The 20371-nt window shown below is 56.2% G+C and carries 13 protein-coding genes; 5 read left to right on the top strand and 8 right to left on the bottom strand.

Translation table 11 applies throughout. The features are described from left to right. Positions 1-91 precede the first annotated feature (91 nt). From baeR to mdtA, 6 genes are read right to left on the bottom strand one after another with little or no spacing between them, the layout of a single operon-like run. On the bottom strand, positions 92-814 hold the full coding sequence (baeR, locus tag NA197_RS03860) for a two-component system response regulator BaeR (protein ID WP_000137854.1): 723 nt from the start codon (positions 812-814) through the stop codon (positions 92-94). Beyond that, positions 811-2214 carry a two-component system sensor histidine kinase BaeS gene (baeS, locus tag NA197_RS03855; protein ID WP_000870081.1) on the bottom strand — a complete coding sequence of 468 codons (1404 nt, stop codon included), beginning with the start codon at positions 2212-2214 and terminating at the stop codon, positions 811-813. The genes baeR and baeS overlap by 4 nt, the downstream gene beginning before the upstream one ends. Next, positions 2214-3626: an MFS transporter gene (locus tag NA197_RS03850; RefSeq protein WP_000137818.1), complete on the bottom strand. Its 1413-nt coding sequence runs from the start codon at positions 3624-3626 to the stop codon at positions 2214-2216. Before NA197_RS03850 ends, baeS begins: the two co-directional genes overlap by 1 nt. After that, positions 3623-6703, bottom strand: a complete 3081-nt coding sequence (mdtC, locus tag NA197_RS03845) for a multidrug efflux RND transporter permease subunit MdtC (protein ID WP_064042958.1) — start codon at positions 6701-6703, stop codon at positions 3623-3625. Before mdtC ends, NA197_RS03850 begins: the two co-directional genes overlap by 4 nt. Continuing rightward, positions 6704-9826, bottom strand: coding sequence for a multidrug efflux RND transporter permease subunit MdtB (gene mdtB / locus NA197_RS03840; protein WP_064042957.1), 3123 nt, complete (start codon positions 9824-9826; stop codon positions 6704-6706). Continuing rightward, positions 9826-11067, bottom strand: coding sequence for a multidrug efflux RND transporter subunit MdtA (gene mdtA, locus NA197_RS03835; RefSeq protein WP_064042956.1), 1242 nt, complete (start codon positions 11065-11067; stop codon positions 9826-9828). The genes mdtB and mdtA overlap by 1 nt, the downstream gene beginning before the upstream one ends. A gap of 282 nt (positions 11068-11349) precedes the next feature. Between mdtA and ibsA the strand changes: the two genes are divergently transcribed. Beyond that, complete coding sequence (ibsA, locus tag NA197_RS03830) at positions 11350-11409, top strand: type I toxin-antitoxin system Ibs family toxin (protein WP_074430376.1); 60 nt, start codon at positions 11350-11352, stop codon at positions 11407-11409. A gap of 98 nt (positions 11410-11507) precedes the next feature. Here the strand turns inward: ibsA and yegD are convergent, their stop codons facing one another. Next, positions 11508-12860: a molecular chaperone gene (yegD, locus tag NA197_RS03825; protein ID WP_000469629.1), complete on the bottom strand. Its 1353-nt coding sequence runs from the start codon at positions 12858-12860 to the stop codon at positions 11508-11510. 133 nt (positions 12861-12993) lie between these two features. Here yegD and alkA point away from each other — a divergent pair, with 133 nt between their 5' ends. Further along, positions 12994-13863: a DNA-3-methyladenine glycosylase 2 gene (alkA, locus tag NA197_RS03820; RefSeq protein WP_064042955.1), complete on the top strand. Its 870-nt coding sequence runs from the start codon at positions 12994-12996 to the stop codon at positions 13861-13863. Here the strand turns inward: alkA and NA197_RS03815 are convergent. Beyond that, positions 13831-16821 carry an MASE1 domain-containing protein gene (locus NA197_RS03815; protein ID WP_064042954.1) on the bottom strand — a complete coding sequence of 997 codons (2991 nt, stop codon included), beginning with the start codon at positions 16819-16821 and terminating at the stop codon, positions 13831-13833. The two genes, alkA and NA197_RS03815, sit on opposite strands and share 33 nt — an antisense overlap. A 330-nt stretch (positions 16822-17151) precedes the next feature. On the opposite strand from NA197_RS03815, the gene udk reads away from it, so the two are divergent. From udk to asmA, 3 genes are all read left to right on the top strand, one after another. Further along, positions 17152-17793, top strand: coding sequence for a uridine kinase (gene udk / locus NA197_RS03810; RefSeq protein ID WP_000132082.1), 642 nt, complete (start codon positions 17152-17154; stop codon positions 17791-17793). 90 nt (positions 17794-17883) lie between these two features. Beyond that, positions 17884-18465: a dCTP deaminase gene (dcd, locus tag NA197_RS03805; RefSeq protein WP_001234783.1), complete on the top strand. Its 582-nt coding sequence runs from the start codon at positions 17884-17886 to the stop codon at positions 18463-18465. Positions 18466-18503: 38 nt separating this feature from the next. Next, the gene (gene asmA / locus NA197_RS03800) at positions 18504-20360 is read left to right on the top strand and encodes an outer membrane assembly protein AsmA (RefSeq protein WP_064042953.1); all 1857 of its coding nucleotides are present in this window, start codon (positions 18504-18506) and stop codon (positions 20358-20360) included. Positions 20361-20371: the final 11 nt, after the last annotated feature.

The raw sequence follows: 20371 nt of genomic DNA, 5'->3' as shown, positions 1-20371 counted from the left end.
CAAAGGAAAGAGGACAGTGTGTTAATTCCGCCAGAATAGCGTTGGCGAAAAATATCGTCTTACGACCTTGTTATTGTTATGCCAATAATCATTATACCAGGCGACACGCATCCGCTTCCCAGCGATATCCCACCCCGTAGACCGCGCGTATAAATGACTGTTCGGCATCCAGCGATTCCAGTTTACGGCGCAGGTTTTTAATGTGGCTGTCGATAGTACGATCGGTCACCACACGGTAGTCGTCGTAGAGGTGGTTTAACAACTGCTCGCGGGAAAAAACTTTACCCGGTTCAAGCGATAAGGTTTTTAGCAGGCGGAATTCAGCGGGGGTTAAATCCAGCGCTTTACCACACCAGGAGGCCTGAAAGCGGCTTTCATCAATCATTAACGGGCTTTCGGCATCCTGCTGCTGGAGTTCGCGCTGCGGTTTACAGCGGCGCAAAATGGTTTTCACGCGGGCCACGACTTCGCGTGGGCTGTAAGGCTTACAGATATAATCATCGGCGCCGATTTCCAGCCCAAGCAGCCGGTCGATCTCTTCGATTTTGGCCGTGACCATCACAATGGGGATGTCGGAAAAACGGCGAATCTCCCGGCATAGCGTCAGACCATCGGTACCCGGCAGCATCAGATCCAGCAGGATCAGATCCGGCGGCGTTTGACGCACATACGGCAGTACCTTGTCGCCATGATTGATGAGCGTGGGGGCGTAACTCGCCGCGCGTAAGTAGTCAATAAGCAGCTGTCCCAGCTTGGGTTCATCTTCAACAATCAAAATGCGCGGCGTGTTTTCATCAATGGGTAATTCAGTCATACTTCTCTCTGTAAATCGCGATCCAGCGGTAACTCTACTGTAATGCTAACCCCGCCAAAAGGCGAATGAGCGGCGTGAAGATGACCGTTATGCGCGTGTACAATATTGACGCATATTGCCAGCCCCAGTCCAGAACCGCCGCTGGCGCGGTTACGGGACACTTCCGTGCGGTAAAAACGGTCAAAAAGCTTTTGTAACTGTTCATCGCTGACGCCCGGTGCAGAATCGGCAAAGGTCAGGAATAATGATTTGTCGCGTTGTTCGGCGGAAATATGCAGGCCGCCGCCGCTGTCGGTGTAGCGCAGACTGTTTTCCAGTAGATTATTAAACAGTTGCATCAGGCGATCCGGGTCGCCGAAGACGGTCATGCTATCCGGCAACGCGTAATGTAGCGTTAGCCCCCGGCTGGTAAAGCGCTCTCTGAACGCGCCGCCAGCGACTTCCAACAGGGGGACAAGATCGACGGTCGTTTTTTGGTAAGCCAGCGCGCCTTCGTCAGACAACGACAGCTGATGCAGGTCGTCAACCAGTTTGGTAAGCGTACCGACTTCCGCCTGTAGCGAGGTAACCGATTCTGGCGTGAACTGGCGAACGCCATCCTGAATGGCTTCAAGTTCGCCGCGCAATACCGCCAGCGGCGTGCGCAGTTCGTGGGAAATATCCGCCATAAAGTCGCGGCGCATCTGCTGGTTTTTTTCCAGCGTGCTGGCAAGCTGGTTAAAGTCCTGCGCCAGTTTTCCCAGCTCATCGGCGCTGGTTGGGGTCACGCGCGTGGTAAAATCCCCCGCCGCCAGCCTGTGCGTACCCTCGACCAACCGTTTGACCGGGGCGAGCAGGCCACGCGCCAGCAAAAACGTCGCCAGCGCGGCCAGCAACGTTGATAACGCCACGATCATCCAACTGGCGCGCCGCTGCTGCATATCAAAATTAATATCCGTATTGCGCGTCAGCCGCTCGACAGGAGAGGCGATAATCGCGCCGACTTCGACGCCATTGACCAGAATGGGGCGGCGAGTACCGTCATGCGGCACCGGACCGCGTGGGCCGACCAGCACCCGGCCATTTTGATCGACGACCCAGAACTGGGTGCGCCAACCGTGCGGCGGCATACCGGGGCCGGGTTTATCCCGGTCGTTGTCATGCTCAAATGAACGCAGAATCTGGAAAACGAAGCGATCGTTGTTGCGTAAAAAACGCCAGTTGCCGTGTTGCTGGTACTGGTCGCCCAGCGCATCGCCCAGCATTTGTAGCCGCTGCTCGTTGCCGTGTTTGATATAGTCAATAAATCCGCGTTCAAAACTGACGCGCACGGCCCAATGCATACTGATCAGCAGCACGATGCAGGTGGCGAAAATCGCCAGAAACAGCTTGCCGGTGATTCCGGGCCGCCAGACTTTCATTACAGGCTCCTTTTACGCCGTGAAATGACCATGTTTTGCTGTGTATCGTTCGGCACGCGGGCAAAAATTATCGCCGGCAGCGCGATAATAACCGCCATACATAACCAGGTGTACATAAAGACGTGATGTGTGGCGCTACTGTCTATCCCGATATGCTGTTGGCCAAACATACCCAGCAGCATTCCGGCAATAGTGACGCCGATACTCATCGAGAGCTGCATAATCATCGATAATAAGCTATTGCCGCTGCTGGCCAGCGTATCGGGAAGGTCTTTTAGCGTTAAGGTATTCATGGAAGAAAAGCGTGCCGAGTTCACCATTCCCTGCAAAAGCAGTACCAGCGGCAGGAGATAATACCAGCCGAGCAGCGCGACCGACATAAACAACAGGCTAACCAATGCCAGTCCGAGCGTAGTCGCCACCAGAACCCGACGATAGCCAAAACGGTTAACTATCTGCACCACAATCCGCTTCATTCCCATGCTGCCCAGCACCATGGGGATCATCATCAAACCGGCATGAAACGGTGAAAAACCAAGACCAATTTGCAAAAAGACCGGCGTCATAAACGGCAGCATACCGCTGCCGATACGCCCGGCAAAACTGCCCAGCAACCCCAGTGAAAACGTGGGCGTGCGGAACAATCGCAGGCTGAATAACGCGCCTGAGTTTTTTTTGGCATGGAAGAGATAGAGCAGAATGGCTGCCGCGCCACCCGCAGCAAGTCCGGCTAATGTCCAGGGCGAAATCCCCATGCTTTTACTACCGTCCAGCGCCAGCGTGAGTACCGCCATGCCGATAGCTAACAGCAGGAACCCCGGCAGATCAAAGCGCCGGGTCTCTATGGTGTAGTTTGGCATCAGCATAAAGGTCGCCATAGCGCCGACAATTCCCACCGGGATATTGATCAGAAAGATCCAGTGCCATGAAGCATATTCCACCAGCACCCCGCCCAGCGCGGGGCCGAGTAACGGCCCGATCTGACCCGGCAGGGTGACGAAGGTCATCGCCGCCATATATTGCGCGCGCGGCACGATTTTCATGACCGTCAGGCGTCCGACCGGCACCATCATCGCGCCGCCTACGCCTTGTAAAACCCGCGCTAATACCAGTTGATTAAGCGTACCGGAGAGGGCGCAAAACAGCGAACCCAGCGTGAACAGCACAATGGCGGCAAAGAAGATATTACGCACGCCGATTTTATCTGCCAGCCAGCCGCTGGCGGGGAGCATTACGGCGACGGTAAGAACATATGACACCACTACCATGTGCATATGCAGCGGGCTTTCCCCCAGGCTTTTCGCCATGGAGGGCAGCGCAGTGTTGACGATGGTGGTATCCAGCGACTGCATAAAAAAGCCGAATGCCACAATCCAGAGTTGCCAGCGGGTATTGTCAGGAAGTTCTGTCATATTTCTACTACCGGTTTGCTATTTTTACGCGAAAAACGCAGCCGCAGACGATCGAAAAAGAGGTACACCACCGGCGTGGTATAGAGCGTCAGGAGCTGGCTCATGACCAAACCGCCGACAATGGTTATCCCCAACGGCTGCCGTAATTCCGAACCGTCTCCGCCAGATAACACCAATGGCAGTGCGCCGAACAGCGCCGCCAGCGTGGTCATCATTATTGGACGGAAGCGTAACAAGCAGGCCTGGAAAATGGCTTGTGCCGGCGTCAGGCCGCCGCTTCGTTGCGCTTCAAGCGCAAAATCGACCATCATAATGGCGTTTTTCTTCACAATGCCAATTAATAGCATGATCCCTATCAGGGCGATTAGGCTGAAAGGGGCATTGAAGAGCTCCAGCGCCAGAAGCGCCCCAACGCCTGCCGATGGCAGAGTAGAGAGAATGGTCAGCGGATGGACGTAGCTTTCGTACAGTATCCCCAGCACAATGTAGACGGTAGCGATCGCCGCCACTATCAAAACAAGCTGTGAATTCATGGTCTGCTGGAAGACTTGCGCCGTTCCGGAAAAACTGCCGCGTACCGTCGGAGGGACGCCAAGCTGCGTCATGGTGCGATTAATGGCCTCCGTCGCCTGCGATAACGATGTGCCGGTCGGCAGGTTAAAGGCAATCGTGGACGCCGCGGAAAGCCCCTGATGGTTCACCGACAGCGGCGCATTGGCGGGCCGCCATTGGGCGAAATAAGAGAGGGGGATCGCTTTTCCGTCGCGGTTGATAACAAACATTTTCTCCAGCGCGCTGATATCCTGGCTATAGCGCGGATCGACTTCCATCACCACTTTATACTGGTTCATCGGCTGATAAATGGTGGAAATTTGCCGCTGGCCGAAAGCATTATTTAACAGACTGTTTGCGGCCTGAACATCAATGCCCAGTCGTGACATGGTGTCGCGGTCGTAGATAAGGTTCATCTCCGCGCCGTTATCCTGCTGGTCGGAGTTTACGTCCGCCAGTTGCGGCAGGGCCGAGAGCGCTTTGCGTATTTTCGGCTCCCACTCGCGCAGCGCCGGCAGGGAGTCAGACAGCAACGTATATTGGTAACTGGCGTTAGCCTGCCGCCCGCCGACGCGAATATCCTGTACCGCCATCAGAAACAGCCTGGCGCCGGGTTCTTTTGCCAGTTTGACCCGCAGTCGATCAATGATTTGCTGCGCCGTCTCTTTGCGTTCGCCGCGCGGCTTCAGCGTAATAAACATCATGCCGCTATTCACCCGCGAGCCGCCGGTAAAACCAGTGACATTATTCACCGCCGGATCGTCGCGAATAATTTTCATAAAATCCTGCAGCTTGCCGCGCATGGCCTGGAAAGAGATGCTCTGGTCAGCCTGAATACCGCCCATCAACACGCCGGTATCCTGCTCCGGAAAGAATGTTTTAGGGATGGCGATATAAAGCCAGATGTTCAGCGCAACGGTGCCAAGAAATACCACCCCGACAAGACGCGTATGGTTAAGCACCCATTTTAACGACGTGCCGTAACCCTGTTGCAAAGCTACCAGCAAACGGCCAACGCCCCGTTTACGCGGTTGGGTGCGCGGTTTGCTTGATTTAAGCATCCAGCCGCACATCATCGGCGTCAGCGTGAGCGAGACCACCAGCGAAATGCCAATCGCCACCGAGAGGGTAAAGGCGAATTCCCGTAATAATCGCCCTGGCAGACCGCCCATTAACAGCAGCGGCAGAAATACCGCCACCAGCGACAGACTCATGGAGATGACCGTAAACCCGACTTCCCGCGTACCCTGTAATGCCGCCTGCAAAGGTTTCATTCCCGCCTCCAGATGGCGGGCGATATTTTCCAGCACCACAATGGCATCATCAACGACAAATCCGGTCGCGATAGTCAGCGCCATCAGCGACAGATTGTTGAGGCTGAAGCCGCACAGATACATGGCGGCGAAGGTGCCGATGAGCGAAACGGGAACGGCGACGGCGGGGATTAGCGTGGCGCGCCCGGAACGCAGGAATAAAAACACCACCAGGATCACCAACGCGACAGAGATAGCCAGCGTCTCTTCTACCTCTTGCAGCGACGCGCGAATCGTCGGCGAACGATCCTGGGCGATTTGTAAATCGATAGCGGCGGGGATCATTGCCCGCAGTTCCGGCAGTTTTGCCCGGATGCCGTCGACCGTCTGAATAATGTTGGCCTCCGGCAACTTGCGGATCATCAACAAAATAGCGGGTTTAGCGTTCGTCATCCCGGCGTTACGGACATCCTGCACCGAGTCGGTGACGCTGGCGACGTCGCCCAGGCGTACCGCCGCGCCGTTGTTATAGTGAATAATCAGCGGCTGGTATTCGGCGGCGGTTTTCAGTTCGTCGTTGGTCTGGATTTGCCAGCGGTGGACGCTATCTTCAATTGCGCCTTGCGGTCGGCGTACGTTGGCGCTGTCGATCGCTTCGCGGACCTCATCCAGCGAGACGCCCTGGTTAAAGAGCGCCTGCGGGTTTAAGCCTACACGTACTGCGGGCAGGGAGCTGCCGCCGACGTCAACATCGCCGACGCCGTCAATTTGCGCGATGGTTTGCGCCAGTTGGGTAGAGGCGAAATCATACAGTTTGCCCTGTGACCAGCTCTCCGAGGTGAGCGTTAAAATCATAATCGGCGCGTCGGACGGGTTGGCCTTGCGATAAGTTGGGCGGCTGGGCATTCCGCCTGGCAACAAGCTTTGCGCGGCGTTGATGGCGGCCTGCACATCGCGCGCCGCGCCGTTAATATCGCGATCGAAATTAAATTCGAGAATAATGCGCGTACTGCCGAGTGAGCTGCTGGAGGTCATTTCATTGACGCCTGCAATGCGTCCCAAAGAACGTTCCAACGGCGTCGCCACCGACGAAGCCATGGTTTCCGGCGAGGCGCCCGGCAGCGAGGCGCTAACCATAATCACTGGGAAATCGACCTGCGGCAGCGGGGCGACCGGCAGCAGACGAAAGCCCAGAATGCCGCACAGCGTAATGGCGGCGGCAATCAAAATGGTGGCGACCGGGCGGTAGATGAAAAGGGCGAAAAAGCGCATCTACGCCTCCTCTTTATGGCGCGGAAAGCGACTTTTCACGTACAGCGACAGGCGGTCAAACAGGAGATAAATCACCGGTGTGGTAAACAGAGTTAATACCTGGCTGACCAGTAGGCCGCCCACCATCGCGATCCCCAACGGGCGACGTAATTCCGCGCCAACGCCGGTACTCAACATTAATGGCAATGCCCCGAGCAACGCCGCCAGCGTGGTCATCAGAATCGGTCGAAAACGCAGCAGACAGGCCTGGAAGATAGCGTTGCGCGGGCTCATCCCCTGTTCGCGTTCGGCGGCGAGGGCGAAGTCAATCATCATGATGGCGTTTTTCTTCACGATGCCGATCAGCAAAATAATGCCGATAATGGCGATAATATCGAGCTCGCTACCAGCGATGATCAACGCCAGCAGCGCGCCGACGCCCGCCGTAGGCAGCGTTGAGAGAATCGTGATCGGATGGATAAAACTCTCATACAGCACGCCGAGCACGATATACATCGCCACCACGGCGGCGACAATAAGCCAGACGGTGCTGCCTAGCGCCGCCTGGAAGGCGAGCGTACTACCCTGAAACTGCGTTGTAATATCCGCTGGCAGGGCGAGCGTTTTTTCCGTATCGAGAATCGCCTGCACCGCATCGCCGAGCGAATAGCCCTCCGGCACGTTAAACGAAAATGTCGTAACCGGGAACTGATCTAAATGATTGATGGAGAGCGGAGCGAAGCGCTGCTCAATGCGGGCAATCGCGCTGAGCGGTACGGTGCCGCCGTCGCGGCTCGTCAGGCGAATCGTCTCCAGCGCCGCCAGGCCCGGCGTGCTGGCGGTATTATGTTCCAGCACGACGCGGTACTGGTTCGCCTGGGTATAAATCGTTGAAATCAGGCGTTGTCCGAACGCGTTGTAGAGCGCGTTATCCACATCCGCCATGCTGATACCCAAACGGCTGGCGCTGTCGCGGTCGACATTCACCCAGGCCGCTAATCCTCGATCTTGCCAGTCGCTGCTTACCTCGGAAAGCTGTGGTAACGACTGCAGCGCGTTCTGCAGTTTTGGCACCCAGTGGCTGAGCGCATCGAGCGTCGTGGCCTGCAGGGTAAACTGATACTGCGTGCGGCTGACCTGCGTGTCGATGGTTAAATCCTGCGTCGGCTGGAGATACAGCGCCACGCCGGGAATCGTCGCCACGGCGGTTTGCAGCCGGGAGATCACCTGCTGCACGCGGTCATCACGCGCATCCAGCGGCTTGAGGTTAATTTGCAGGCGCGCGCTATTCAGCGTGGGGTTAGCGCCGTCTACGCCAACAAAAGTCGTCAGGCTTTGCACCGCCGGGTCCTGTAATATCCGCTCCGCCACCTGGCGCTGACGTTGCGCCATACTGGCATACGATGATGATTGCGGCGCCTGCAGCGTCCCCTGGATAATGCCGTTATCCTGTACCGGAAAGAACCCTTTCGGGATGACTATCCACAGCATAACGCTGAGCAGGAGCGTGGCGAATGCCACGCTCAATGTAAGCCATGGATGGTTGAGCACTTTCGCTAATCCGCGTCCGTAGCTGGCGATCACGCGGTCAAACATCCGCTCGCAGGCGCGGGAAAAGCGGTTTTGTTTACGCAGAGACTGCTGGCTGAGCATACGTGCGCACATCATGGGCGTGAGCGTCAAAGAGACGACGGCGGAGATTAAAATCGCTACCGCCAACGTCACCGCAAATTCGCGGAACAGTCGACCAACAATATCGCCCATAAAGAGCAACGGGATCAGCACTGCAATCAGTGAAAAGGTGAGGGAAATAATGGTAAAGCCGATTTCGCCCGCGCCTTTGAGCGCCGCCGCCAGCGGTTTTTCTCCTTTTTCGATGTAGCGCGAGATGTTCTCGATCACCACAATCGCATCGTCCACCACGAAACCCGTGGCGATAGTGAGCGCCATCAGCGTCAGGTTATTAATGGAAAAATCCAAAAATACCATCACCGCAAAGGTGCCGATAAGCGACAGCGGTACGGCGACGCCGGGAATAATTGTGGCGGGAATATTACGTAAAAACAGATAGATAATCATGACGACCAGCGCGATCGCCAGCATCAGTTCAAACTGGGTATCGCGCACGGAAGCGCGAATATTGGTGGTGCGATCGGACAGGACCGTGACCTTCACCGATTTCGGCAGGCTTTCGGTAAGCTGGGGCAGCATCTGGCGAATGCTGTCCGCTGTCGCAATGATATTGGCGCCGGGCTGGCGTTGAACGTTCATCACGATAGCCGGCGCTTGATTCGCCCATGCGCCGAGCCAGCTATTTTCCGCTCCCTGTTCGACGGTGGCGACATCGCCCAGCCGTACCGGCGCGCCGTTTTGATACGCGATGATAAGCCTGCGGTATTCGTCGGCAGACTGCATCTGATCGTTAGCAGAAAGCGTCACCGCTCGTTCGGGGCCATCCAGACTGCCTTTCGCCGAGTTGACGTTGGCGCCGGTAATTGCGGTACGGATAGTTTCGCTGGTCAGACCGAGCGCGGCGACAGCCTGAGCATTCAGTTTTACACGCACCGCAGGGCGCTGCCCGCCGGCAAGCGTCACCAGCCCGACGCCGGAGACCTGCGAGATCTTCTGCGCCACGCGGGTTTCTACCATGTCCTCTACCTGGGTCATCGGCATCGCGTTTGAGGTGACAGCAAGCGTCATAATCGGCGGGTCCGCCGGATTGACTTTGCTATAAATCGGCGGATTCGGCAGGTCGGAAGGCAATAAATTGGTGGCTGCGTTAATCGCCGCCTGTACTTCCTGCTCGGCAACGTCCAGCGGCAGCGTCAACTGAAACTGTAGCGTCACCACCGATGCGCCGCCGGAGCTTTGCGACGACATCTGCTTCAGCCCTGACATCTGGCCGAACTGGCGCTCAAGCGGCGCGGTGACGGCGGAGGTCATGACATCCGGGCTGGCGCCAGGGTAGAGCGTAACAACCTGAATAGTGGGGTAGTCGACCTCCGGCAAAGCGGCGACGGGCAGGAAGCGATAGCCGATAATCCCGGCGAGTAAAATCGCCGCCATCAGCAGAGTGGTGGCCACGGGGCGCAGAATAAACAGACGCGAGGGGCCGCCCGTGCTGCCCGGAGGTAATACCTGCATCAGGCGCGCGCTCCTTTTTGACCTTCATGGCGGGAAGGGGATTTTTCATCCGCCACGGTGGTTTGCGGCTCAACGACCTCGACTTTTGCGCCTTCCGTCAGCCGATCAATACCATCGGTAACGACGCGATCGCCTGCCGACACGCCTGCGCTGATCACCACGTTTCGGTTATCCTGAATACCGATTTTTACCCGCTTCTTGCTGACGTTATTTTCGTCGTTCAGCACCCACACAAAGTGGCCCTCATTGCCCATTTGCACCGCCGCGGCAGGTACCACAACGGCATTTTGTTCGGTATCGACCAGCATCCGGGCGTTCACAAATTGATTGGGGAACAGCGTATCGTCCTGATTGGTAAAGCGCGCTTTAATTTTGATCGTTCCCGTTGTGGGATCAATCTGGTTGTCCAGACTGAGCAACACACCTTCGCTCAATTTGTGCGAGTTAGTCCGATCCCAGGCTTCTACGACCAGCGTTTTCCCCGCTTTCTGCGCCTGAACCACGGTCGCGATATCGCTTTCCGGCAGAGTAAAAATGAGATCAATCGGGTGCGTTTGCGTAATGACGACAATACCTGCGGTATCGCTGCTGGAAATCTGGTTGCCGACATCCACCTGTTTCAGACCCACGCGTCCCGAGACCGGGGCCGTGATACGACTCCAGTCGAGCTGTAACTGCGCGCTGGCGACATTGGCTTCATCCGCTTTAATGGTTCCCTGGGTTTCGTTGACCAGCGCCTGTTGCGCATCCAGTTCCTGACGGGAAACCAGATTGGTTTTTGCCAGTTGCTGATAGCGCGCCAGATCACGACGCGCATTCGCCAGCGTAGCGTTATCTTTCGCCAACTGTCCCTGAGCCTGCGCCAGGGCGACCTTAAACTGGCTGGGATCGATTTGCGCCAGCAGATCGCCTGCGTTGACCTGCTGACCTTCCTGAAAGTGCAGGGCGATGAGTTGACCATCCACGCGGCTACGCACCGTAACGGTATTCGCGGCGGTCACGGTGCCCAGCCCGCTCAGATAGCGCGGTACGGCCTGCGTGGTCGCGGTCGCGGCCTGTACCGGCGCCAGAGGGCCGTCGCGCATACCGCGGCGACCTGCGGCGGCGGTATGCGGCGCTTGCGCGGCGACGCCCGGCGCGGCGGTCGGGCTTTCGCTACGGCTATGCCAGAACCAGAATGCGGCGGCGGCCACTACAACCCCAATCGCTATTGCCCAGCGGAAAGTATTACTGCCTTTCATCGGTATAAGTTTCTCATCCTGAAACGTTTTGCGGAATGTTGCTTCCTCTATTGTAGTCAGCAGGGAAGGGAGAAAAATGGAGGAATTATGGAACACGGTCGGGATTATTCTGAATGGCGACCCGCTTTGCGAGGCGCTACGCAACTCTCATCGGTGAAAATCGTTAACGCGCCGGAGTGCGGTAAAGTGGCGGCACGGCAATGAAGGTAAGCCACCGATTTCAGCAGGACGCTGAAACGGGAAAGCCCCTCCCGAGAAAGGGGCCAAAATAAGGAAAGGGTTATGATGAAGTTAGTCATCATACTGGTGATACTCTTAGTGATTAGCTTCCAGGCTTACTAAGACACCAGGGGGAGGAGGAATCCTCCCTTACCCTCACTCCTGACGTTAAGCCACATCAAGAATAATGTCAATCCATCAGCGCTGGGCTTGCGAGGCGCTTAGCGGAAAACGACCTCTGCCCAGCGCGCCAGTCCTGCGGTGACGGAGCCGAAATCATCGCCGCCAGCGACGGGTATGCCCGGTAACTGTTCGGAAAGCGCTTTTTTAATCAATGGCGAACGGGCGCTGCCGCCGGTCAGATAGATGACATCCGGTTTTTCCTGCGCGCTGTCCAGCGCCAGTTGCACCTGTTCCAGAATGCGCGTCAGCGGTTGATCCAGCGCCGCTTCCAGTCCTTGCTGGCTGATAGCGACCGCCAGGTCGTCGCTGATAAATGGCAGCCTCGCCGTAACATCCGCCTGGCCGGAAAGGGCGATTTTGCTCTCTTCCGCGCAGCGTACCAGGCGGTAGCTAAGCCGCTGACGCCAGACCTTGAGCAGCAACGCGACCTTGTCTGCTTCACGCGCGTTGCGAACCAAATCGTTCAACAGACGACCATTCGCGCTACTGTAAAAATCGCTTTGCGCCGGGACGTCGTTAATCGCGACGGCGTTCCACCACGGCAGCACCGGCAGGGCGATACCTTTTTCGGTTTCGCCGCCCATGCCCAGCAAAGGCATCAGATTTTTAAAGGCCAGCGCGATATCCAGATCGTTTCCGCCCACGCGGCAACCGCTGTGCCCCAACAGGCTGTTTTCACGATCGGCGCGCTGACGCCACTGCGGCCCCATCAGCAGCATGGAGCAGTCGGTGGTGCCGCCGCCAATATCCACGACCAGCACACGCTTCTCTTCCCGCAGCGTAGCCTCGTAGTCCAGGCCCGCCGCAACCGGTTCGTACTGGAATACCACCTCCTGAAAACCGGCGCGTTTTGCCGCCCGCTCCAGAATACCCTGCGCCTGGCGGTTCGCGTCATCGCCGCCCAGTCCCTGAAAGTTGATCGGGCGACCGATCACCGCCTGGGTAATGGCCTCCGGCAATTGGCTGTGCGCCGTATGACGAATATGTACCATCATGGCGCAGACTAAATCTTCAAATAGCGCGACCTGCTGCGGTTTCAGGCCGCTGGCGCCTAAAAAGGATTTCGGCGATTTGACGAACCAGACCTCCTGGGGATCGTCAATATAGTGCGCCAGCGACGCCAGACCAAACTGTACGCTTTGCGCGCCAACCTCAATATCTTCCTCGCGGTTGTAGCGTATCGCGCGGCGTAGCAGCGCCTGGGTTTCTTCGTCCGTTGCCGGCACATCATGATGGCGATACAGCCACTCGCTCACCGCTTCGCGTGTCGGCGCGCACAGCATAGACGGCAGTAATGCGCTGTTATTCTCCATTGTCAGCAACTGTGGATGCCCGTCGCGCATAATGGCGACCGAGCAGTTTGCCGTACCGTAATCAAATCCGATAAACACCTTAAAATCCCCATGCCAGTGAAGAAGGGGCGTGACTTTAGCGAAATGTCGTCGCGGCGACAACTGGAATATGAAAGCAAGGCGTTACGTGCGATTAGCGTTTATGCTGAAAGATCAAATAAAGGAGAAAAGCATGTTTACCCTGAGCTGGCAGCCGCCTTACGACTGGTCGTGGATGTTGGGCTTTCTTGCCGCGCGTGCGGTGGACGGCGTGGAAACGGTAGGCGAGGGCTTTTATGCGCGCAGCCTGGTGGTGGGCGAGCATCGCGGACTGGTCAGCGTGAGGGCCCATCTGCCCACCCACACTGTGCAGGTTAGCGTGAGTGCCGGATTACTTCCCGTCGCGCCGGCGTGTCTGGCGAAGGTTTCGCGTCTGTTTGATCTTGACTGCCAGCCCGCGCAAGTTGCCGCCGTGCTGGGGCCACTGGGCGAGGACAGACCGGGGCTGCGTTTACCGGGATCGGTTGATACGTTTGAACAAGGCGTGCGGGCGATATTGGGGCAACTGGTGAGTGTCGCGATGGCGGCCAGGTTGACGGCGAAAGTGGCGCGCCGCTATGGCGAGGCGTTGTCGGATGCGCCCGATTATGTCTGTTTTCCCGGTCCGGAAACGCTGGCGTTGGCCGATCCGCTGGCGCTTAAAGCTCTGGGGATGCCGCTGCGGCGTGCCGAAGCGCTGATTCATCTGGCGCAGGCGACGCTGGCGGGAAAACTGGCGCTCGCCGCGCCGCCGGATATTGAGCAGAGCGTTAAAAATTTACAAACGTTTCCGGGAATTGGCCGCTGGACGGCGAACTATTTCGCCCTGCGCGGTTGGCAGGCAAAAGATATCTTTTTACCCGATGATTACTTAATTAAGCAGCGCTTCGCCGGGATGACGCCCGCGCAGATCCGTCGCTACGCGGAGCGCTGGAAACCGTGGCGTTCCTACGCGCTACTGCATATCTGGTATACCCACGGCTGGCAACCGTCAATGGATAGCGAAATAGCTGGTATTCAGTAACAAATCCAGCGGTTGCGCTTCGGCGATAGTGTCGCCATAAATCAGATCCACGCCAATACGGGAGAGCGTATCCAGCACCTGTGGATTTTGTACCGGCCCGGCGAGCGTTTTGATGCCCAGATGCTGGGCGTGTCCCTGGATGATCGAGGTCAGCATTTCATCCATTAAACTCTCATGAACGTTGGCGATAAGGTCGCTATCCAGCAGTAAATAATCGACGATATGCGGGGGCAGTAAATTAAACAGCTGTAAATCGCGCCCGACATGGCTGAGAATCACCTGGCAGCCGCGTTGCCGCAGTTTTCGCAGAGTCGCAGCGGCGGTCTGCGCCTGCTTAACGATAACGTCAGCCGGGATAATCAGGTGTAATAACCGTGGCGGCAGTGGACTATGCTCCAGTTGTTCCAGCAGCTCATCAATAAGGGTCGCGCTGTATAATCCCGCGGCGGACAGCGGCAGCGCAACGCTTAATCCCTTGCTGGCGACGGCGGTCGCCGCATGGTGGAAAAACTCATGGAATACCCGTCGGTCAAGCGCGTGATGCAGCGCGGAGTCGGCTAACCCTGCCCGGAACGCGCGCTCTTCCATCACTTCCCCTTCGCTGGTCCACAGCCTGAGTGAGACCAGCCAAAAGCTGGTGGCCTCCGGCGTACGCGGCGGCGCGACGTTTCTGGCAAGCATCAGCAGGTGGTTATTTTTAATCATATGCCACTGTTCTTCCAGCGGCATCATTCCCTTTGAGGAGGTTAATGCGTGCTGCGGTTCGTACACGGTCAGACGGCCGCGACCGCTATTTTTCGCGGCGTAGCAGGCTATATCGGCCTGAGACACGACCTCTGTGAGCTGGCAGTTATGTTCATTTATCATTGTGATCCCGGCGCTGGCGCCGATCCGATGCAGGCGTCCTTCCCACATAAAGTGATACTCATTAACGGCGTTGATAAGCCGCGTCACGATAAAGCGTGCGCTGTCACTATTACAATCCGGCAGCAACAGGCCAAACTCATCGCCACCCAGACGGGCCAGAAGATCGCCGGATCGAAGCATACTGAGCATCAGTGACGCGAGTTCGCGCAATAAGGCATCGCCGGCGGCATGTCCCGCGCTGTCGTTAACCGCTTTAAAACGGTCCAGATCGATAAACACCAGCGCATGATGTTGAGGCGATTCCTGTATTGTTTGCAGGCACTGTTGCAGCTGTTTTTCAAAACTGGCGCGGTTGGCAAGTTGGGTGAGGGAGTCATGCGTTGCGCTGTAGCTGAGCTGACGTAACATTTTTCGTGATTCGGTAACGTCCTGGATAACCAGAACCGAACCAATCTTATCGCCGTCAAGCGTACTGAGCGGCGTGATACTGTAATGAATATCGTAGCTGCCGCCGTTATGACGATGGAGCACTATCTCCTGTTCCATGTCCGATCGCGACCTGTCGGCGCGATAAATATCCTCCAGCAGCGGCCCCTTATTACCTGACGTAATGCGCAGAACCGTTAATAATGGCGCGCCTAAAGCATCCTCTTGCCGCCAGCCGCTCATCTTCTCGGCGATCGGGTTCATAAAGGTGATATTCATCGCGACATCAATACACACCACCGCTTCTCCGATAGAGTCAAGCGTGATGTGCAACCGTTCTTTTTCCTGAAACAGCGCCTCGTTCGCCTGTGTAATACGCTCCATCAACCGCTGGTTTTCCTGCTCGCTTTGCTTGAGATCGTTAATGTCTTCAATCTGAGCAATAAAATAGAGAGGTTTATTGTCTTTATGACGAACCAGTGAGACGGCCAGCAGCGCCCAGACGACATCGCCGTTGCGGGTGTAGTAGCGTTTTTCCATGGAATAGCTGTTGATGTCGCCGCGCACCAGCATGTTTAGCTGTTCAAGGTCGTTATTCAGGTCTTCCGGCCAGGTCAATTGCTGAAATGTCATCGTGCGTAATTCATCCTGGCTATAGCCAAGAAAATGGCTCAGAGATTTATTGACCTGTAGCCACTGACCCTCCGTACCGACCAGCGCCATACCAATGGCGGAATACTCCATCGCGTTGCGAAAGCGGGATTCGCTCTCGGTGATATGTTTACGCTCCGTGCGAAACGCGTACATCACCATCGTCATCATATTGGCAGGCAGCAGGATCATTAAAAAAGGCAGCCACGGCATATTGACCATCACGTCGGTTTTCGGCGTGGCGAGCAGCGTGGGGTCATTGGCCAGCATGAGCGAGACCACGATAACGGTAGCTAAAAAAATTAAAAACGCCTCCATTCGCGGCAGGCGCACCGCACTCCACATCAACAGGACGATAACGCACGTAAACGGCCACGGAATATAGCGCATAGCGAGCCAGCTTAGCGCCAGCGTAATGACCAGCGTCAATAGCGTTTCCAGCAACAGATGCGGGTCGCGATGACGCAACAGATAGTGTGGTTTAAACAGTAAACCTAACGGCACCAGCGTCAGCGCGCCGATGGCTTCCGATAATACCCAAATCAGAAACGCTTTCGAGGCGACCGCTTCCGGCGCTATTAACCAAAATAACAGGCCGCCGAGTAGCGGCGGAATCACGGCGCTGCCGATAGCCAGACGAAACCAGTCATTCAAATTTTGTAAGGGGTTGTAGCTGGGGAGCAGTTTTCGCAGCAGTATCGCGCCAGTGGCCGCCTCGATAATATTTATTGCCGTCCAGCTAAAGTTAAGCGAGGCGGCAGGAAATAAAGTCAGTGAGGCGCCGATGCTGCCGAGCGAGCAGGCGACCGCGATCCCTGGCCACAGACGGCCCGCATGGCGGTAAAACGCGACCATCATAATGGAGGTGGGGAACCACAGCGGCGCGAGTTGGGTGCCGACACGCGATAATACGAGCGAAAAGAGCGTAAAGACAAACGCGACCAGGCCTAAACTGACCAGACGCAATAGCGGGTGGGGGACGGTAACGAAAACATGTTGGGATGGTTTACTCATTACCACTCTATCCGAATCGCCGGTAACGTCGCGGAATACCGGACGCGTCAGTTTACTCTGTGATTATGCTAGTATAAACGCGTAATGATTTATACGCTGGCTGAATATAAATTGTGGCTCCCGGCGTATTCCTCCTCCAGACGGGTCGATAAAACCGCTGCCCGCGTTAAAACTGAACGCTTTTACGTCGCGACGTCGAATGCGCCGCCAACAAATTCACCGTGGCATAGCGCCGGACTGGTATCGCGCTGCTGAAATCCCTATAATTGCCGCGTTTGGCGTTTCGGCGCCCCCCTTCCTTACATCCAGGTTAATCAGGTCGCTAAATTTATGACTGATCAGTCTCATCAGTGCGTCATTATCGGTATCGCTGGCGCATCGGCTTCCGGCAAGAGTCTTATTGCCAGTACCCTTTACCGCGAATTGCGTGAACAAGTGGGTGACGAACATATTGGCGTTATTCCCGAAGACAGTTATTACAAAGATCAAAGCCATCTGTCGATGGAAGAACGCGTAAAAACTAACTATGACCATCCGAATGCGATGGATCACAGCCTGCTATTTCAGCATCTTCAGGCGCTCAAGCGCGGTTCGGCGATTGAATTACCGGTATACAGTTATGTTGAGCATACCCGTATGCAGGAAACGGTTCGCGTAGAACCGAAGAAAGTGATTATTCTTGAAGGTATTCTGTTACTGACCGACGCGCGTTTGCGTGAAGAGATGAACTTCTCTATTTTTGTCGATACGCCGCTGGATATCTGTTTGATGCGCCGTATCAAACGCGATGTGAACGAGCGTGGTCGCTCAATGGATTCGGTGATGGCGCAATATCAGAAAACGGTGCGTCCGATGTTCCTGCAATTTATTGAGCCTTCCAAACAATATGCGGATATTATCGTGCCGCGCGGCGGTAAAAACCGCATCGCTATTGATATTCTGAAAGCGAAAATCAGCCAGTTCTTTGAATAAATCTGGCGAATTGTGTACCGTTCAGTGATAACCTGGTTAGCCCTTGATGTGCTTGATTTAAGGGCTTGATGCGCGAAAGGAGAAAGTGCCATGCGTTTATGCGACCGAGATATTGAAGCCTGGCTGGATGAAGGCCGTTTGTCTATCACCCCGCGACCTCCCGTAGAGCGCATTAACGGCGCGACGGTCGATGTACGTCTTGGCAATAAATTTCGAACCTTCCGTGGCCATACGGCGGCGTTTATCGATCTGAGCGGGCCGAAAGATGAGGTCAGCGCGGCGCTGGATCGCGTGATGAGCGATGAAATCGTTTTGCCGGACGGCGAGGCATTTTATCTGCATCCGGGCGAGTTGGCGCTGGCTGTCACCTTTGAATCCGTTACCCTGCCGCCGGATTTAGTGGGCTGGCTGGATGGTCGTTCCTCGCTGGCGCGTCTGGGGCTGATGGTACATGTGACGGCGCACCGTATCGATCCCGGCTGGTCGGGCTGCATTGTGCTTGAGTTTTACAACTCCGGGAAGCTGCCGCTGGCGTTGCGTCCGGGTATGCTCATCGGCGCGCTGAGCTTTGAGCCGCTGTCCGGCCCGGCGGCGCGGCCTTATAACCGCCGTCAGGATGCCAAATATCGCGATCAGCAGGGCGCTGTTGCCAGCCGGATTGATAAAGACTGAGCCATTCGGCGCAATACTGCCGGTCCATTGAGGGTAGCATGAGACGATTTCTGACGACGCTGATGATTCTCCTGGTCGTGCTGGTGGCCGGATTCTCTGCGTTGGTATTGTTGGTCAATCCGAATGATTTCCGCGCCTATATGGTGCAGCAGGTTGCCGCGCGTAGTGAATATCAGTTGCAACTGGACGGGCCGCTGCGCTGGCACGTATGGCCGCAACTCAGCATCCTTTCCGGGCGAATGACGCTAACGGCGCGAGGCGCCAGCGAACCGCTGGTGCGGGCTGACAATATGCGCCTGGATGTCGCTTTATGGCCGCTGTTGAGTCATCAGCTTCATGTTAAGCAGGTGATGCTGAAAGGCGGGGTGATTCAACTGACGCCGCAAACGGAAGCGGTACGCAGCGATGATGCGCCGGTCGCGCCGAAAGATAATACCTTGCCGGACGTAGCGGAAGATCGTGGCTGGTCGTTTGATATTCGTAGCCTGCGCGTTGCCGACAGCGTGCTGGTTTTCCAGCATGAAAATGATGACCAGGTCACGGTGCGCGATATTCGTCTGAATATGGAACAAGATGCCGAGCATCGCGGCACGTTTGATTTTTCGGGACGCGTGAACCGCGATCAGCGGGATCTTGCATTATCGTTCAGCGGAACGGTGGATGCTTCCGATTATCCGCATAATTTAACCGCGGGTATTGAGCAACTGCGCTGGCAATTGCAGGGCGCGGATCTACCAGCTCAGGGAATTGAGGGGCAGGGACAACTGCAGGCGCAGTGGCAGGAAGCGCAAAAACGTCTTTCATTTAACCATTTAAATTTAACGGCGAATGACAGTTCTCTGACCGGACACGTTCAGGTAACGCTGGCGGAGCAGCCGGAATGGCAAATTGACCTCCGGTCCAGCAAGCTTAATCTGGACAACCTGTTGCCGCATCATAGCACCGTGGCTCAGACGGGCGGCGCGGTGTCGCAGGGGCAAAATACGCTCCCCCTGACCAGGCCAGTTATCGCGTCGCGTGTTGGTGCACCGCCTTATCAGGGGCTGCAAAGCTTTACGGCGGAGATTGCTTTACAGGCGGATTCAGTTCGCTGGCGGGGAATGGACTTTACCCAGGTTTCGACGAAGATGTCTAATCAGGCCGGATTGCTGGATATCACCGAGTTGCAGGGGAAACTGGCCGACGGAGAGATATCGCTGCCCGGCACGCTTGACGCCCGCACCGCCAGTCCGCGCATCGAGTTCCACCCTCGCCTCAACCATGTTGAGATTGGGACTATCCTGAAAGCCTTTAATTATCCGATTAGCCTGACCGGTAAGATGTCGCTGGTTGGCGATTTCTCCGGGGCGGATATTGACGCGGAGGCATTTCGCCACAGCTGGAAAGGAAAAGCGCATGTTGACATGAGCAATACGCGCCTCGAAGGAATGAATTTCCAGCAACTGGTGCAGCAGGCCGTAGAGCGAAGCGGCGGCGACGCGCAGCAGTCGCAGGAAAATATGGACAACGCGACCCGACTGGATCGCTTCACGACCGATCTGACGCTAAATAAGGGCACGCTGACGCTCGACGACATGGTCGGGCAATCTTCTATGCTGGCGTTAACCGGCAGCGGAACGCTGGACCTGGTTAAGCAGAGCTGTGATACGCAATTTAATCTGCGTGTGCTGGGCGGCTGGAACGGCGATAGCAACCTGATCACCTTCCTGAAAGAGACGCCGGTGCCGCTGCGCGTCTATGGCAAGTGGCAGGAGCTGAACTATACCCTGCAAGTGGATCAGTTATTGCGTAAGCATTTACAGGATGAGGCAAAGCGTCGGCTCAATGACTGGGCGGATCGCAATAAAGATACCCGCAACGGTAAAGATGTGAAGAAACTGCTGAATAAGCTGTAGTTTTTGGCCAA

The organism is Salmonella sp. NW884 (genome assembly GCF_051700745.1).
Classification (GTDB): Bacteria; Pseudomonadota; Gammaproteobacteria; order Enterobacterales; family Enterobacteriaceae; genus Salmonella; species Salmonella enterica.
Note: the sequence above shows the minus strand (reverse complement) of the source record. Positions and strands in the feature narration are given on the sequence as shown.

What these genes read in the sequence shown, in the direction of transcription:
- NA197_RS03815 (WP_064042954.1), bottom strand. Translation starts at nt 16,821, where the DNA reads ATGAGTAAACCATCCCAACATGTTTTCGTTACCGTCCCCCACCCGCTA.
- baeR (WP_000137854.1), bottom strand. Translation starts at nt 814, where the DNA reads ATGACTGAATTACCCATTGATGAAAACACGCCGCGCATTTTGATTGTT.
- mdtB (WP_064042957.1), bottom strand. Translation starts at nt 9,826, where the DNA reads ATGCAGGTATTACCTCCGGGCAGCACGGGCGGCCCCTCGCGTCTGTTT.
- baeS (WP_000870081.1), bottom strand. Translation starts at nt 2,214, where the DNA reads ATGAAAGTCTGGCGGCCCGGAATCACCGGCAAGCTGTTTCTGGCGATT.
- dcd (WP_001234783.1), top strand. Translation starts at nt 17,884, where the DNA reads ATGCGTTTATGCGACCGAGATATTGAAGCCTGGCTGGATGAAGGCCGT.
- alkA (WP_064042955.1), top strand. Translation starts at nt 12,994, where the DNA reads ATGTTTACCCTGAGCTGGCAGCCGCCTTACGACTGGTCGTGGATGTTG.
- udk (WP_000132082.1), top strand. Translation starts at nt 17,152, where the DNA reads ATGACTGATCAGTCTCATCAGTGCGTCATTATCGGTATCGCTGGCGCA.
- mdtA (WP_064042956.1), bottom strand. Translation starts at nt 11,067, where the DNA reads ATGAAAGGCAGTAATACTTTCCGCTGGGCAATAGCGATTGGGGTTGTA.
- mdtC (WP_064042958.1), bottom strand. Translation starts at nt 6,703, where the DNA reads ATGCGCTTTTTCGCCCTTTTCATCTACCGCCCGGTCGCCACCATTTTG.
- asmA (WP_064042953.1), top strand. Translation starts at nt 18,504, where the DNA reads ATGAGACGATTTCTGACGACGCTGATGATTCTCCTGGTCGTGCTGGTG.
- NA197_RS03850 (WP_000137818.1), bottom strand. Translation starts at nt 3,626, where the DNA reads ATGACAGAACTTCCTGACAATACCCGCTGGCAACTCTGGATTGTGGCA.